This window comes from Nocardia australiensis (assembly GCF_020733705.1).
Lineage (GTDB): Bacteria > Actinomycetota > Actinomycetes > Mycobacteriales > Mycobacteriaceae > Nocardia > Nocardia australiensis.
On sequence record NZ_JAJFZM010000001.1, the window covers coordinates 2553440 to 2569586 of the forward strand.

General features: G+C 64.6%; 14 protein-coding genes. 11 read left to right on the forward strand and 3 right to left on the reverse strand.

What is annotated here, in order from left to right; all coding sequences use genetic code 11:
• Positions 1-53 precede the first annotated feature (53 nt).
• From LKE06_RS11420 to glmM, 5 genes are all read left to right on the forward strand, one after another.
• Positions 54-2510, forward strand: coding sequence for an FHA domain-containing protein (locus LKE06_RS11420; RefSeq protein ID WP_227998590.1), 2457 nt, complete (start codon positions 54-56; stop codon positions 2508-2510).
• Positions 2511-2634: 124 nt separating this feature from the next.
• Positions 2635-4395 (forward strand): hypothetical protein, encoded by a 1761-nt coding sequence (locus tag LKE06_RS11425; RefSeq protein ID WP_227998591.1) that lies wholly within the window; start codon positions 2635-2637, stop codon positions 4393-4395.
• Between the two features lie 144 nt (positions 4396-4539).
• The gene (rplM, locus tag LKE06_RS11430) at positions 4540-4983 is read left to right on the forward strand and encodes a 50S ribosomal protein L13 (protein WP_227998592.1); all 444 of its coding nucleotides are present in this window, start codon (positions 4540-4542) and stop codon (positions 4981-4983) included.
• Positions 4980-5495 (forward strand): 30S ribosomal protein S9, encoded by a 516-nt coding sequence (gene rpsI / locus LKE06_RS11435; RefSeq protein WP_372477326.1) that lies wholly within the window; start codon positions 4980-4982, stop codon positions 5493-5495. Before rplM ends, rpsI begins: the two co-directional genes overlap by 4 nt.
• A 217-nt stretch (positions 5496-5712) precedes the next feature.
• Positions 5713-7089, forward strand: coding sequence for a phosphoglucosamine mutase (glmM, locus tag LKE06_RS11440; protein WP_227998593.1), 1377 nt, complete (start codon positions 5713-5715; stop codon positions 7087-7089).
• Positions 7090-7512: 423 nt separating this feature from the next.
• On the opposite strand, the gene LKE06_RS11445 is transcribed toward glmM, so the two are convergent.
• The gene (locus LKE06_RS11445) at positions 7513-9165 is read right to left on the reverse strand and encodes an ABC-F family ATP-binding cassette domain-containing protein (protein ID WP_227998594.1); all 1653 of its coding nucleotides are present in this window, start codon (positions 9163-9165) and stop codon (positions 7513-7515) included.
• Positions 9166-9297: 132 nt separating this feature from the next.
• Here LKE06_RS11445 and LKE06_RS11450 point away from each other — a divergent pair, with 132 nt between their 5' ends.
• The 5 genes from LKE06_RS11450 (at position 9298) to LKE06_RS11470 (ending at position 12673) form a co-directional block, all read left to right on the forward strand.
• Positions 9298-9489, forward strand: coding sequence for a PspC domain-containing protein (locus LKE06_RS11450; RefSeq protein WP_227998595.1), 192 nt, complete (start codon positions 9298-9300; stop codon positions 9487-9489).
• A gap of 120 nt (positions 9490-9609) precedes the next feature.
• Positions 9610-9918, forward strand: a complete 309-nt coding sequence (locus tag LKE06_RS11455; RefSeq protein WP_227998596.1) for a DUF6802 family protein — start codon at positions 9610-9612, stop codon at positions 9916-9918.
• 221 nt (positions 9919-10139) lie between these two features.
• A complete protein-coding gene (locus LKE06_RS11460) occupies positions 10140-10475 on the forward strand; it encodes a hypothetical protein (protein ID WP_227998597.1) in 336 nt (111 codons plus the stop codon).
• A gap of 55 nt (positions 10476-10530) precedes the next feature.
• Positions 10531-12237: a prolipoprotein diacylglyceryl transferase gene (locus LKE06_RS11465; RefSeq protein ID WP_227998598.1), complete on the forward strand. Its 1707-nt coding sequence runs from the start codon at positions 10531-10533 to the stop codon at positions 12235-12237.
• Between the two features lie 49 nt (positions 12238-12286).
• Positions 12287-12673 (forward strand): hypothetical protein, encoded by a 387-nt coding sequence (locus tag LKE06_RS11470; protein WP_227998599.1) that lies wholly within the window; start codon positions 12287-12289, stop codon positions 12671-12673.
• Between the two features lie 24 nt (positions 12674-12697).
• Here LKE06_RS11470 and LKE06_RS11475 read toward each other — a convergent pair whose 3' ends face one another.
• A complete protein-coding gene (locus LKE06_RS11475) occupies positions 12698-13555 on the reverse strand; it encodes an alpha/beta hydrolase (RefSeq protein ID WP_227998600.1) in 858 nt (285 codons plus the stop codon).
• Positions 13556-13591: 36 nt separating this feature from the next.
• Here LKE06_RS11475 and glmS point away from each other — a divergent pair, with 36 nt between their 5' ends.
• Positions 13592-15475, forward strand: coding sequence for a glutamine--fructose-6-phosphate transaminase (isomerizing) (gene glmS / locus LKE06_RS11480; protein WP_227998601.1), 1884 nt, complete (start codon positions 13592-13594; stop codon positions 15473-15475).
• 64 nt (positions 15476-15539) lie between these two features.
• Here the strand turns inward: glmS and LKE06_RS11485 are convergent, their stop codons facing one another.
• Positions 15540-15968, reverse strand: coding sequence for a cupredoxin domain-containing protein (locus tag LKE06_RS11485; protein WP_227998602.1), 429 nt, complete (start codon positions 15966-15968; stop codon positions 15540-15542).
• Positions 15969-16147 lie beyond the last annotated feature (179 nt).

Consider the following 16147-nt stretch of genomic DNA (forward strand, 5'->3'; position numbering starts at 1 on the left):
AAGGCGCATCGGGGGCACCGCCTATGTCCGGGTGATGGAATAGTATCCGCTGCATGTCTTCACCGGGGGCGCAGACCATCACCGTGCGCCATGATGGAACTGAACGGGTATTCGAGGCGAATCAAAAGATCACCATGGGGCGCGCGCCCGAGGTGACGCTGTTCGTTGATAGTCCGCTCGTATCGCGGGTGCACGCGACACTGACCTGGCAGGGGAGTGCCTGGGTACTGGCCGACAATGGCAGCACCAACGGCGTTTTCGTCGACGCGCGCAGACTGAGTCAGCCCGTGCCGATCGATCGGCCGACTCAGGTGCGGCTCGGCGACGCGATCACCGGGCCGCTGCTGCATCTGCTGCCCGTGGTGCCGGTGGACCGCCAGGCGCGGACCCAGATGATGTCACCACAGACCGAGCTGCGGCAGGCGCCGATCCGGACAGGGCTTCGACCGCCGCCCCAACAGCCGGATGTGCCGCAGCAGCCCAATGTCAACATGACCACCAGAGCCGATAGTTCGTCATTGCCGCCGCTGCGGGCGCGGGCGTCCACCGCGCCACTGGCCAGGGCCGATCGCCTGCCACCCGGCGGGCTCGGAATCGGACGCACCAGCGACAACCAGATCGTCGTCAATGATCCGCTGGCTTCGCGCAAACATGCCCGCCTCGTCGCCGCCAATGGCGGCCTGACGATCGAGGACCTGGGTTCCGCGAACGGCACCTTCGTCAACGGTCGCCGCGAGCAGCGGGCGGCGCTGCGTGAACGCGACACCATCACCATCGGCAACATCGACTTCGTCGTCCAGCAGGGCACTTTGGTGCACCGGCAGAAGCCGGTTGCCGAACAGGGCCTGCACGTGCACGGGGTCGGGTTCACCGTCGAGGGCAACAAGCAACTGCTCGTCGATGTCAATATGCAGGCGGGGCGCGGCACACTCACCGCGTTGATCGGCCCCTCCGGCGCGGGCAAGTCGACGCTGTCGAGACTGATCGCGGGTTCGACGCAGCCCTCTGGTGGCGTGGTCACCTTCGAGGGACGCAACTTGCACGCGGAGTACGAGGCGTTGCGTTCCCGTATCGGCATGGTTCCACAGGATGACGTGCTGCACCGGCAGCTCACGGTGCGTCAGGCCCTCGGCTACGCGGCCGAGCTGCGACTGCCGCCAGATAACAGCAAGGAAGATCGCCAGCAGGTGATCGACGGTGTGCTGAAGGAGCTTTCCCTCACCGAGCACGCCGACACCAGGGTCGACCGGCTCTCCGGCGGTCAGCGTAAGCGCGCCTCGGTGGCGTTGGAACTGCTGACCGGTCCGTCGCTGCTTATCCTGGACGAACCCACCTCCGGCCTGGACCCGGCGCTGGATCGTCAGGTGATGGTGATGCTGCGCGAGCTCGCCGACGCGGGCCGTGTGGTCATCGTGGTCACCCACTCGGTGGCCTGTCTGGACATGTGCGATCAGGTGCTGTTGCTCGCGCCTGGCGGTAAGACCGCCTTTTGCGGTCACCCCGGCGGTGTCGGTGGCGCGCTCGGCACTACCGACTGGGCGGAGATCTTCGCCAAGGTGGCCGCCAATCCCGACCAGGCATTCGCCGCGTACCGATCCAGGCAGACCTTCATGCCGCCGCCGCCCGCACCGGCGCGGACCGGGCCGGTGGGCAGCCCACCACAATCCGGCGGCGGTAAACAGTTCTCCACCCTGACCCGACGGCAGGTGCGGTTGATCTTCGCCGATCGCGGCTATTTGGCGTTCCTGGTGCTCCTGCCGTTCATTCTCGGTGTGCTGTCACTGGTGGTGCCGGGGGCAAACGGGTTCCAGAGGGGCGCGTTGCAGGCGCTACCGGACGGCAGCTTCGTGCCGAGCGGCGGTGGTGAGACCCAGCAGCTGCTGGTGGTGCTGATCCTCGGCGCCTGCTTCATGGGTTCCACGCTGACGGTGCGTGACCTGGTCGGCGAGCGTACGATCTTCATCCGCGAGCGCGCGGTCGGACTCAAGCCGTCGGCATATCTGACCGCGAAGATCGCGGTCTTCAGCATCACGGCCTTCCTGCAATCGGCGGTGTTGGTCGGCATCACGCTTGCGGGCAAAAAAGCCCCCCGCGACGGTTCGGTGATTTCCAACGGCAGTATCGAGCTGTATATCGACATATCGCTGACTGCGGTGTGCTGTGTGGTCTTCGGCCTGTTGCTTTCGAGTGTGGCTAAATCCAATGAGCAGGTCATGCCGATGCTGGTGGTGATGATCATGGTTCAGCTGGTGATGGCGGGTGGTCTGATCCCGGTCACCGGCCGGGTGGTGCTCGCGCAGCTGTCCTGGTTGTTCCCGTCGCGTTGGGGTTACGGGGCAGGGGCGTCGACGGTGAATATTCGTGAGGTATTCGCCAGTGCGCAACCCGACACGTTGTGGAAACACGAGCCAGGAATCTGGGCATTGGACGTCGCGATGCTGTTGGTGATCACACTGATCCTGGCGGTATTCACCTGGCAGCGGTTGCGGTTGAAGAAGTCGGCGATATGAAATCCCGCGCTCTAGTCGGCTTGGACCGGGGAATCGATGGTGTCGTCCACATTCAGGGGGCCCGATGTCGAGCAGGTGTCCAACTCGATGCGCCGAGCATGTCGGACGCGTACCAGGCACACTTATGACTGTGACGGTGCGAGTAGGGGCAGTGCATCTGGGTTGGGATGTGGTGTCCGTGGCCGCGGGCGGCGGTGGCACACCGATACGCCCGGTGCAGGTGGAAGGTACATATACGCCGCCGGCGTATCTGCTGGCGGATGCGTCGGGGCGGCTACATACCGCGGGTGTGGAACGGCAACGGCCGGATCTCGGGATGGCGATCGCCGACGTGCGCGACATCCTCGGGCATCCGCAGATCGTGATCGCGGGCGCGACCTGGCCCGCGGAATTGGTGATGCGGGCGCGCATGTACAACCCACTCGCCGCGATCGGCAAATACCTGCGCGGGAAACCGGACGTGGTGGCCCTGCCGTTCCCGGACGGTTGGCCCGACGAGAAGGTCGAGGTGTACGCGGAGCTGGTCGAACAGCTCGATGTCACCGTCGAGCCGTTGCCGGAGAGCATCGCGCTGTCGGGCTACGTGCGCGCGCTCGGGCTGGTTCGTGCTCCCGATGAGCGCAATCCGCACGGCATCGGCGCGACCGGAGTGTATTCCGACGGCCGGACGATGCTGGTTGTCGCGGTGCACGGCGACGACGAGCAGCCGACCGAATCCGTCGATGTACCTGTCACCGCCGAGTCGATGCGTGACGCGCGATCGGCCGACAACGTGGTGATCGAGGTGATGGCCGCGGCCCGCTCGATCGGTGCGGACACCTCGACCGTGCTGCTGTCGGGCAATGTCTGCTTCAACGACGCGCTGCGGCTGGCCTTCCAGAACCACCTCGGGCACCGTTTGCAGGTCGCCGACCATCCGATGCACGCGCTGGTGCTCGGTGCCGCACATCTGCTGGCCACCGACAACGAGAACGGCGAACCGGAATCCGGCGGCAGGCATGCGGAACCGGCGCCCGCACGAACGCCTGCGCCGCCGCCACGACCGGCGCAGCGTCCGGTGGAAGCCGCCGAGTACCAGGCAGAACCGGCTCGGCAGCAAGGCATTCCAGCGCAGCGACCGGCCGAATCGGCACCGCGTCAGCCGGATCAGGCCCAGCGTCAGCCGGATCCCGCCCAGCGTCAGCCGGACCGGTCGCAACCCCAGTCGCCCGTCCAATACGGACCCGGTTACCCGACGGCAGGGCCCGAGCCGAGCCACGAACCAACCACCCGGATCTCCCGCGACAGTCTCCCACCCGGCCTCGCCGAGTTGGGTAGCCGCTTCACCAGACCACCTGGTCAGCAGCCCGACGAGCAGCGCGAACATCCACCGGGGCCGCCGCAGGCATCGCCTCCCGGCAGTCCCGCCGCGAGCTCTCCGGTGCCGTCCCTCGGCTCACGAACTCCGTACGGTGCGCCCCCGGCCGGTTCGCAACAGCAACAGCCGGGAGCCTGGCAGGAGCACGACTCGGAGGACGACGACGACAAGCCGCGCAAGGGCAAGCGGTGGAACAAGCTCAAGGACAACCTGTTCGGTGCGCACGTGGTGATCGGTGCGGTGGCGCTGGCCGTGTGCGCCATGCCGTCCGACGGTGATCGGACCCCGCCGGAGATCGCAGCGGTCGGGCTGGTGTCGATGTTCTGCGAACTGACCCCGCAGGTCACCAACGAGCACCGGCCGGGCATAGCCTCGGTCCGAGGATTCCCGGCGGGTTCGTTCGTGCGTGACGATTCGGCCCGGGACACCGATGCGGCGGATTGCGCGTCACCGAGCATCGACACCCTGCGCTATCGGGTTCCCGGCCCGGCCGGTGCCGTCGACCCGGGCCCCCCGATCGAAATCTGACCGGTTTCGGTTCGGCGCTGCCCGACTGGTATCGTTGCCCGCTGGCGTGTGGAACGTTCGTCGAGTCCCGGGTCTCCACCGGCCGCCGGGATCAACTCGACCGCACGCTTGGCCGGCAACACCGACTACAGACAGGGAAGCACTGTGCCTACGTACAGCCCCAAGGCAGGTGACGTGACCCGCAAGTGGTACGTCATCGACGCCACTGACGTAGTGCTCGGCCGTCTTTCGGTCCAGGCAGCGAATCTGCTGCGTGGCAAGAGCAAGCCGACCTACGCACCAAACTTCGATGGTGGCGACTTCGTCATCATTATCAACGCCGACAAGGTTGCCATCTCGGGCAACAAGAAGTCGGACAAGCTGATCCACCACCACTCCGGGCACCCGGGCGGCCTCAAGTCGCGCACTGTCGGTCAGGTGTTGGAGTCGCGTCCCGATCGCCTCGTCGAGAAGGCCATCAAGGGCATGATCCCGAAGAACAAGCTCGGCAATGCGATTGCGACCAAGCTGAAGGTCTACGCGGGCCCGACGCATCCGCATGCCGCCCAGCAGCCCATTCCATTCGAGATCAAGCAGGTGGCCCAGTGACCGCACCCGAGGAATACACCGAAGAATTCGTCGAGGAAGCTGTTGCCGAGGACGGCAATGCCGAGGTCGTGGAAGAGGAATACGGCTACGACGCCGAGCCCGCCACCTTTGCCCCAGTCCTGATCGACCGCCCGGTGCAGACCGTCGGCCGCCGCAAGGAAGCCGTCGTTCGCGTGCGCCTCGTGCCCGGCTCCGGCAACTTCGTGCTCAACGGCCGCACCATCGAGGATTACTTCCCGAACAAGGTGCACCAGCAGCTGGTCAAGTCGCCGCTGGTGACCGTCGAGCGCGGCGAGTCTTTCGACATCCACGCCCGCCTCGTCGGCGGTGGCCCCTCGGGCCAGGCCGGTGCGCTGCGCCTGGCCATCGCCCGTGCGCTGATCGAGGTCACCCCGGACGACCGTCCCGCCCTCAAGCGCGCCGGCTTCCTCACGCGTGACCCGCGTGCCGTCGAGCGCAAGAAGTACGGCCTGAAGAAGGCCCGTAAGGCGCCCCAGTACTCGAAGCGCTGATTTTGGCTACGTCGGCCGCCGTCTTTCAGTCATCCTGGTATGTCGAAGACGGTTCGGTCGGCGCGGCACCTGTGCGAGAGCAGGCTTCCAGCACGGCTGGGCGCCTGCTCTCGTGCTATATGAAACCTGCGGCGTTCGGCGGAGCCCTTTCGTGGTCACACAGGCTGTCGCCTCGGCCCGTTGCTCGCGCCGCGGATCAACCGATGAGGGGCGAGGTATGGGACGTTTGTTCGGCACCGACGGAGTCCGCGGGCTTGCGAATGATTCGCTGAGTCCGGAACTGGCGCTAAAGGTTTCAGGTGCGGCGGCACAGATTTTGAGCCGCGGTAAAAAGCGCGCGCTCGCGGTGGTCGGTCGCGATCCGCGCGCCAGCGGGGAGATGCTGGAGGCCGCGGTTGTCGCGGGCCTGACAGCGGCGGGCGTGAATGTCCTTTCGGTAGGCGTGCTTCCGACACCGGCCGTCGCCTACCTCACCAGCCTGTACGACGCATGCCTCGGCGTAATGATCTCCGCCTCGCACAATCCCATGCCGGACAACGGAATCAAGATCTTCGCTGCGGGCGGTCACAAGCTCGATGATGCGATCGAGGACCGGATCGAGGCGCTCATAGCGACCGGGTCGCTGCTGCGGCCGACCGGCGCCGGAATCGGGCGGGTGCTGAACGCGTCCGGCGCACGTGATCACGGGCTGGTCATACCCGATCAGTACAGCGTGGCCGGTACCCATGAACGGTATGTCGAGCATCTGGTCGAGGCGACCGGGCAGGACCTGTCCGGGCTGACCGTCGTCGTCGACTGCGCGCACGGTGCCGCCGCCGAGGTCGGCCCCGCCGCCTACCGTGAGGCGGGCGCGACGGTGATCGCTATCAATGCCGAACCCGACGGCCTCAATATCAACGACAATTGTGGATCGACACATCTCGATTCGGTGAGCCGCGCGGTTCGCGAGCACAGGGCCGACCTCGGAATCGCCCATGACGGTGACGCCGACCGGACCCTCGCTGTCGACGCCGATGGCACCGTCGTCGACGGTGACGCTATTCTCGCGATCATCGCCGTCGCCATGCACGAGGCCGGCGAGCTGGCGAAGGACACCCTGGTCGCCACCGTCATGAGCAACCTCGGTCTGCACATCGCCATGCGCGAGGCCGGAATCACCTTGCGCACCACCGCGGTTGGCGATCGCTATGTCCTGGAGGAGCTTCGGCGCGGTGGCTTCAACCTCGGTGGTGAACAGTCCGGCCACGTGGTCTTCCCCGACTTCGGCACCACCGGCGACGGCATCCTCACCGGCCTGAAACTCATGGCCCGCATGGCCCGCACACGGCGCACCCTCACCGATCTGGCCGGCGTCATACAGACTGTGCCCCAGGTCCTGATCAATGTTCCCGTTGCCGATAAAGCACTGGTCGCCACCGCCACCGTGGTCCGCGAGGCAGTCTTGGAAGCCGAACGAGTTCTCGGCGATTCCGGCCGAGTCCTGTTGCGCCCCAGCGGAACCGAGAGCCTGGTCCGGGTCATGGTGGAAGCCACAGATTCGGTCCGAGCCCAAGAGCTGGCCGAGGATCTCGCGAAGCGGGTCGCCTCGATCTAACGTCGCCCCAAACCGCCGCACCTAATAGGAGCCAAACCCCCTGGTGCCGCACCTACCCACATTCGCACCCACTGGGCGCAACACCAGTTTTGAGTCGAGCAGGACCAACTGGATCGCCAAATCCTGGGTGCCGCACGTCCCTCATAACGTGCCCACTGGGCGCAACACCAGTTTTGAGCCGAGCAGGACCAACTGGATCGCCAACCCCGGGTGCCGCACGTCCCTCATAACGTGCCCGCTAGGCACGACAACAGTTTTCGAGCGTAGCGAGATCGAGCACTAAAGTTCGCGGCCGGCTCGCGTCCGAGGGGCAAATACGATGCGACGAAGGAGCAAGTATTTGCCCCTCGGACGCGAGCCAGAGGGGGTCGCGAACACGCAGCGCCGCAGGCGCTGCCAAACAACACAGCCAAACAACACAGCTTATTCCTCGGTGAGGTGTCCGTTGGCTACGTGCCAGCGGCGGGTAGCGTGGACCGAGTCCAGCATGCGACGGTCATGGGTGACGAGAAGCAGTGTGCCGCTGAAGGATTCGACGGCTTGCTCCAGCTGTTCGATGGCGGGCAAGTCGAGATGGTTGGTCGGTTCGTCGAGGACGAGTAGGTTGACGCCGCGGGCTTGCAGTAGAGCGAGTGCGGCGCGGGTGCGTTCGCCGGGTGAGAGGGTTCCGCAGGCGCGCGTGACATGCGGGCCACGCAGGCCGAACTTGGCCAGCAGAGTGCGGACCTCGGCGTCCGGCCAATCCGGCATTTCGGTGCCGAAAGTGTCTGCCAGCGGGGCGTTTCCGCGAAACAGGCCACGAGCCTGATCAACCTCGCCGATCTCGACACCTGACCCGAGTGCCGCAGTTCCGTTGTCGGGAGCGATCTTTCCGAGCAGCAGTGCCAGCAACGTCGACTTGCCGGATCCGTTCGCGCCGGTGACGACGATCCGGTCGGCCCAATCCACCTGCGTGGTAATCGGTCCCAGGGTGAAATCACCGCGTGCGATGATCGCATTCGAGAGGGTGGCGACCACCGATCCACTGCGCGGTGCCGCCGCGATCTCCATCCGCAACTCCCACTCCTTGCGTGGTTCCTCCACCACGTCGAGCCGCTCGATCCGGCGTTGGGTCTGGCGGGCCTTGGCCGCCTGCTTCTCGGTGGACTCGGCGCGCATTTTGCGGCCCGCCTTGTCGGAGTCGACCTTCCTCGGGTCACGCGCCTTCCGGCGGGCGTTGCGAACCCCGTGCTCGAGCCAATTCCGCTGCATCTGCGCCCGCGCTTCGAGTCCGGATTTGGTGTCCGCGTAGTCCTCGTATGCCTCGCGTGCGTGCTGGCGGGCGATCTCGCGCTCCATCAGATATGACTCGTAGCCGCCGTCATACGCGCCGACCTGCTGCTGCGCGAGGTCGAGTTCGACAATTCGATTTACCGTGCGCGCCAGGAACTCCCGGTCGTGGCTGATCACCATCAATGGCTCGCGTACCCCGGTGACGAACTGTTCGAGCCTGGCGAGTCCATCCAGATCCAGATCGTTGGTCGGTTCGTCCAGCAGCAGAATGTCGAAGCGGGACAACAACACCGAGGCCAAACCGGCTCGTGCCGCCTGTCCGCCGGAGAGCCCGGTCATCGGCGTATCCAAGCCACTGGCAAGACTTTCGGCCAGACCGAGATCGGTGGCCACCTCCGCCGCGCGTTGATCCAGATCCGCGCCACCGAGCGCCAGCCACCGCTCCAAGGCGGGCGTGTAATCGTCGGGCCCGCCGTCGGCGAGCCGTTCGGCGGCGTCATCCATCGCCCGCTGTGCTGCGGTGACATCGGTTCGGCGGCCGAGGAATTCGAGCACGGTCTCCCCGGGAACCCGTTCCGGTTCCTGCGACAGATATCCGATGGTGGCATCGGGTGGACTCAACGTGATGGCGCCGGTGGCACTGTCGCGATCGGCCAGCATGCGCAGCAGCGTCGATTTGCCCGCGCCGTTCACGCCGACGAGCCCGATCACATCGCCGGGCGCCAGCGTGAGATCCAGGTCCTCGAAAAGGATGCGTTCGCCGTGACCTGCTGACAGTCCACGCGCATGAAGAGTGGTGCTCACCTACATAGTCTGCCGTGTCGAGTTTTCCGGGCGGCTCGGGGTTCGACCCTGATACTCGGCCAGTAGAAATCAGGGTGCGGATCGGTACCGTGACCGATGTGCCTGGCGGTGATCACGCGGAGAGTAGAGGGCATGAACGCACTGACTCGCCGCCTCACCCGCTCCACGTCCGACAGCTGGATCGCCGGCGTCTGTGGTGGCATCGCCGAATACTTCGGCTGGAACGCCAACGTCGTCCGACTCCTGTTCGTCGTGTCCTGTCTGCTCCCGGGCCCCCAGTTCATCATCTATCTGGTGCTGTGGCTCATCATCCCCAAGAAGTGACAAACCTCAACAAGAAGCAAAAGGGGGCTGCGTCGGGGACTCGCGGATGACAGGATGGAGCGGTACCCGTTGTCCGGGTGAAAAGCCGCACCAGCACGCGAGTTCCGATGAGGAGGAGTCATGGTCGGTTCAGGAGAATTCCCTGGTCTCGATCTACCCGGCATCGATGCGTCCTCCTCCCTGGAGGGCCTAGGCCCCGTAGACCTTCATCACCCCACCCAGGACATCGACGCCGACGGTACCCTCGACACCCTCACCACCACCGGCCCCGAAGCCATGCAGGTATGGACCGACTACGACCACGACGGCATCGCTGACCAGGTGTCCGTGGTCGAGAAGGACGGGGATTACGCCGCCTGGGAGTTCCATCACCATTCGGATGGAACTACCGAGTGGGTTCGTACCGATCAGGGCAAGATCGGCGAGTAGCGCATCCGCTGCGCACTGGCCGCGAGGAAATGCCAACGCCGCCGATCGGTTGAAGCCGATCAGCCCCACCAAGTAGATTTCTCCTGGATACGACGTGGGGTGGCGGAGCTGGATCCGATGGAACCGAACGCGGACCGCGTACGTCGAAGAAGATAAAGGGGCGGCACTGGGCGCGTTGCGAACCTGTGGCCGGTCATCGGATCGTAAACCCGGAGGGGCGTATGGCTCAGTCAGTGTCGGGCAGCATCGTGGTCGACCCGGCCGCGCTCGCGGAGGCCGCTAACGATCTTCGTCGATCCGCAGCCACCGTGCGGAACTACATCGGCGACGTTACGAACAATACGTTCGGCGCCGGGAGAAATGGCGCCGAGAGCGAAGCCGGTCGTCATTATGTCGAGCAGGGTAAGAAGGTCGGTGAGGCCATGGAGCGTATAGGTAATTGGCTCAATATATGGACCACCGCGACCGAGGACACGGCGGATGCCATGGGTAAGGCCAGTATCGAGCTGGCCAATGTAGACGAAAACAATGCTAGAAAAACGAATAAAGCCGGCTGATGTCCCGGTGGTGTACAAGCGAACTGCATGCCGGACATCAGAAGGGTAGAACATAATGGGAGTGCAGGATAGCTTCTCTCAGCAAATGAGTAACCAGTCGGTCGACGATATTCTGAAAGCGGGTAGCCCCGGCCTTCAGTATTGGGTTCAGCTCGCGCCCCGATACAAGCGGGCATTTGGCGGCGATGGCGGCAATACCGTCGAAGATCTGGAAGCTCGATATGACGAGCAACGGGGCATGAACCTGGCCAATCTGGAGGCTGCCGCGGACGGGCTCAACAAAATGTTGACCGCTGCTGATGAGCAATGGAATATCCAGGACCAGTCGACGAAGAAACTCGGATCACTATGGCAGGGCGCTGCTGCCGAGGCGGCCCTCCGGATGCTTGGTCAGCAGGTCACCCTCGCTGCGGACGATCGCAAGAAGGTGCGGGCCGCAATGGATGCGATGCGGGCATCGATCGGCCCGTTTCGAGATGCTGTGGTGAAGAAGGCGGAGTTGACCCTCAATCTTTTGAAGGGTGCGTCGGACGTGCGGGTCGACGGGAAGACTCCTGGGGATATTGACAACATTATTTCTGGAGCGCATTCCGGAGATTTGGCCAACCCGTTATTCGGAGGCGGCACTCTTATTGGTAAGCTTACTGAGATATTTCCGGATTTGTCGCCATCGAATAGTCCGGTTAATCTTATCCAGGCAGGGCTTGCGGGAAATTTTGTGGTTTCCCTGTTTCAGGGTGATGCCACCTGGCCGGGGTTGATGGGTGAAGACTCCGCTTATAATCATAAAATACAAACTCGTTGCCGGGATTGGCTGAATGACATATTCAAGGTCGAGTATGACGGGGCGTTGCAGAGTTACAAAGATCAGTGTGTGAGCGCAGACGCCAGCTTTCAGGCTCAATATACGATTCTTGAAGCTGCCATGAATCAGGTAGAAGACGACGCGTATCCGGCGCCGGCGGGCGAGCCCAAGAAGCCGACCGGCAATGATCCGAGCAACAACGATTCACCGGGCAACAACAATTCGCCGGGCAACAATAACTCGCCGGGCAACAATAACTCGCCGGGCAACAATAACTCGCCCGGCAACAACAACTCGCCCGGCAACAACAACGCCACCACGCCCGCAAGCAGCTCCACGCCATCCAGCTCGTTGAGCGGACTCAGCTCTCTCACGGACGTGGCGACACAATTGTCATCGCTGGTCAGCACGGTAACCCAGGCTGCCAACCAAGGGTTTACCTCACTGACCTCAGCCATCACCGAGGGCATCGAGAACTTCGAGAAGTCGATCGAAAGCAAGGCCGACGCGGACAAGACGGATGCGGACAAGAGCGGTGATGACCAGAAGGACGCAAAAACGGCGGAGTTCGATCTGGCTGGTAAACATCTGAAACTCGAGATGGGGGCGGACGGACAGCTGAAGCTGGTGGCGACAGACGCGGATGGTACGTCACACGACTACAGCATGAAGCTGGATGAGCACGGTGTTCCGATAATCTCCGACAACCAGCCCGGCGAGGAAAGCGAGCCCGACAAGGAGGCCGAGACACCAGGCGAGTCGCCCGCTGGCGAGTATGAGCCCCCCCAGGCATCCGATGACAACGCCGGTGGTTCCGCGGCAACCCCCGGCAAGCCGTCAGAAAGACAGCAGGAAGAGGATAACGAGCACATTCCTCGAATTGCGCCACCCGAGGATGCGGAGCATGAGGAGCCGTTCGATAGCGGCGCCCTGTTGGCCGAGGCTGGTCCGCTATGAGTCGGGTCGTGTGCGGTTACGTCGCTGTTGCCCAGGGAGGCGAATAAAAATGGTGAATTACGCGGCGGAAATCGAGCGCATCGCGGAGGAAGCCCGCCGTCGTTCGGCAATCCTGCTGGAAGAGCTCGACGATGTCCACCGTCGTACCGCCGAGCGTAGTCACGCGCTCGCGGAACAGTCCGCAACCGAAATGCGCCAATTCTGGGAGGAAAAGGCGGGGGAGTTGCAGAAAGCAGCGGCGGATGCCGAGGAGACAGAGCGTCGCGAAGCCGAAGCCCGTGCGGAAAGGGAACGGCTGGAGGCTGAAGCTCGAGAGCAGCGCGACGCGATCGTGCGGTCGATCGCCGCCCGGAAGGCCCACGGCTATGTCACTCCAGTGGATGAGGATGACGATCCGGAAGGCGAGTACTACCGCCGCAAGAGCTGGCTGATCTGATTCGCTGCCCGGTGTGGGCGTCGGCTACTTGCGGAGCAGTTTGGCGGCTTGGCCTACCGTCAGCTTCGGGTGTTCCTTCTCGCGGGGGAGGTCGGGGTCGATGAGGGTGGTGTGGGGGATGGCTGCTTCGGGGTCGGCGAAGGGGGCGTAGGTCTCGTCGGCCAAGAGGGTGGCGAGTAGGTACCCGGTGAGCAGGGCTCGGGTGGTGCGGGACGTTTTGGCCTCGTGTTTGCCGACGCCGAAAGCGGCCAGGGTGCGGCGGCCTTCGACTATGCCGTTGTGGGAGGCGCCGTCGATTTGGCGGAGGATTGTGGGGCCGTACCAGGCGGAAGCCAGTGGAACGGCGTTGGAGCTGACGGCGTCGATATCGGTCGAGCCGGCGAGGATCAGTGCGGGCGCATCGATGTCGGCGGCCAAGGGCTCGGCGGCTGGCGCGGTGGGGGCCGGGAAAAGGGCGATGACGGCGGCTACGCGACGCTGTGCGGCGGCGATGACCGCGGCGCCCGCCCCCATGCCGTGTCCGGCCAGGGCAAGCCGGTCGGGGTGCACGCTGATGGTGCCGTCGCCGAGGCGGACACCGGTGCAGATGTCGAGCGTGGTGAGCAGGTCGGTGGCCAGGTCGAGGTGTGACGGAATCGGTCCACGTTCGGTGTCGGGTGCGGCGGCCACGATTCCCCAGGACGCGAGGTGTTCGAGTAGCTCGCGATAGTTGGCGGCGCCGGTCAGCCAGCCGTGGCCGAACACGACGGCGGGCAGGCTCAGTCCCGATTCAGGGGTGTACACCACCCCGGGTTGACCGGCGATGGCCAGGTTGCCGCGCAGCACCCGATGCGGGCCTTTGCTGGTCAGGGTGCTCAGAAGTGATTTCACAGACGCCGACACGACGAGAACGTTATCCGATAAGTACTCTGGTGAGCCATGTGCGGAATCGTGGGGTACGTCGGATACCGGGACGCCCTCGGCGTTGTCGTCGACGCGTTGCGCCGCATGGAATATCGCGGATATGACTCCGCGGGTGTCGCGATCCTGGATGCGACAGGCGCGATCGCGGTGGAACGCAAGGCCGGGCGCCTGGCAAATCTCGAGGCGGAGCTGGCCGAAACCGGTGTTGCTCGCTTCGCCGGAACCGCCGGGATGGGTCATACCCGGTGGGCTACGCACGGGGCGCCGACCGACCGCAACGCGCATCCGCATCGGGATGACTCCGGCAAGGTCGCGGTGGTACACAACGGCATCATCGAAAACTTCGCGCCGCTGCGTCGCGAGCTGGAGGACGCCGGCGTCGAACTACGCAGCGATACCGACACCGAGGTCGCCGTGCACCTGGTTGCCCGCGCTTACGCGACAGGCTCGACCGCTGGTGATTTCGTGGCGAGCGCGCTCGCGGTGCTGCGCCGGCTCGAGGGTGCTTTCACGCTGGTCTTCACCCACGCCGACCATCCGGACAAGATCGTCGCCGCGCGGCGCTCCACCCCACTGGTTGTGGGTGTCGGCCAAGGGGAGATGTTCATCGCCTCCGATGTCACCGCGTTCATCGAGCACACCCGTGAGGCCGTCGAACTGGGGCAGGATCAGGCCGTGGTGATCACCGCGGACAGCTATCAGGTCACCGACTTCGATGGTGCGGACGTGAACGGCCGCACCCGCCCGTTCACCATCGACTGGGATCTGGCCGCCGCCGAGAAGGGTGGCCACGACTACTTCATGCTCAAGGAGATCGAGGAGCAGCCCACCGCCGTAGCGGACACTCTGATCGGTCATTTCACGCAGGACGAGACCGGTTCCGGTCGGATCGTGCTGGACGAGCAACGCCTCGCCGACCAGGAGTTGCGGGACTTCGACAAGGTTTTCGTCGTCGCCTGTGGCAGTTCCTACCACGCGGGTCTGCTGGCCAAATATGCGATCGAGCACTGGACCCGGCTACCCGTCGAGGTAGAGCTCGCGAGCGAATTCCGTTACCGCGACCCCGTTTTGGATCGTTCGACACTGGTGGTTGCCATCTCTCAATCGGGGGAGACCGCCGACACGCTGGAGGCGGTGCGGCACGCCAAGGACCAGAAGGCGCGCGTGCTCGCGATCTGCAATACCAACGGCGCGCAGATTCCACGTGAGTCCGATGCGGTGCTATACACCAGGACCGGCCCGGAGATCGGGGTCGCCTCGACCAAGGCGTTCCTGGCGCAGGTGGCCGCGAACTATCTGGTCGGTTTGGCCTTGGCGCAGGCGCGTGGCACCAAGTATCCGGACGAGGTGGCCCGCGAGTTCGCCGAGCTGGAGGCGATGCCGAAGCTGGTCGAGCGAGTGCTGGAGACGGGGCCGCAGGTCCGCGAGATCGCCAGGCAGTTGGCGGGCGAGTCGACGGTGCTGTTCCTCGGCCGCCACGTCGGTTACCCGGTAGCGCTAGAGGGTGCGCTCAAGCTCAAGGAATTGGCGTATATGCATGCCGAGGGCTTCGCGGCGGGTGAGCTCAAGCATGGCCCGATCGCGCTGATCGAGGAGGGGCTGCCGGTGATCGTGGTGATGCCCTCGCCGAAGGGCCGGGCGGTGCTGCATTCCAAGCTGCTCAGCAATATTCGTGAGATCCAGGCTCGTGGCGCCCGCACCATTGTGATCGCCGAGGAGGGCGACGAAACGGTCCGCCCGTTCGCCGACCATCTCATCGAGATCCCGTCGGCGCCAACGCTATTCCAGCCACTCCTGTCGACCGTCCCGCTGCAGATCTTCGCCGCGGAAATCGCGCAGGCCCGCGGCTACGACGTCGACAAGCCCCGTAACCTGGCCAAGTCGGTCACCGTCGAGTAAGCACCCGTGATGCGACGCACCGGATCGGCTTGTGCCGACGCGTTTCAGGCGCTGCCCGGTGCGACTATTCGACAGTGACGGAACCGCGCATCTGCGGGTGCAGCGAGCAAAGGTAGCGGTAGTTGCCAGGGGCGGTGAAGGTGTAGCTCCATTCGCCCTTGTCGAAGATCGGGCTGTTGATGCCCATGGCCCGGTCGCCGATGCCCTGCACGGTGTGCGGCACTTTGTCGCTGAATTTCCAGGTCACGGTGTCGCCGACCTTGATGGTTACGTCGGCGGGAGAGAACTTCATGTCGTCCACATCGACGGTTACCGCAGCGGATTTCTTATCCGCGGACGCGGACGCGCTCGAGGTAGCCGACGGCGCTGCTTTCGTCGTTGTCGCGGGGGCGGTGGTCGATTTGTCGGAGCCGCAACCGGTCAGCAATAACAGCGCGGCGAACGTGAATCCGGCTACGACACGGGTGGACCTCGCGCAGCTGACCATCGACATGACGGCCAAGCGTAGCCTTCCGGTTATTCGGCCTGTGTCTGCCATCGATGGTGAGCATTCAGCACCTCCTCCCGCAGCGACAGCGCGGCAGTTCGATGGCGCGTCGTCGCCTCGGCTGAGTGATGTCGTCGCATGGTGGGGTCAGTCGCATGGTGGGAGTTCAATAGAGCCGTCCGGTC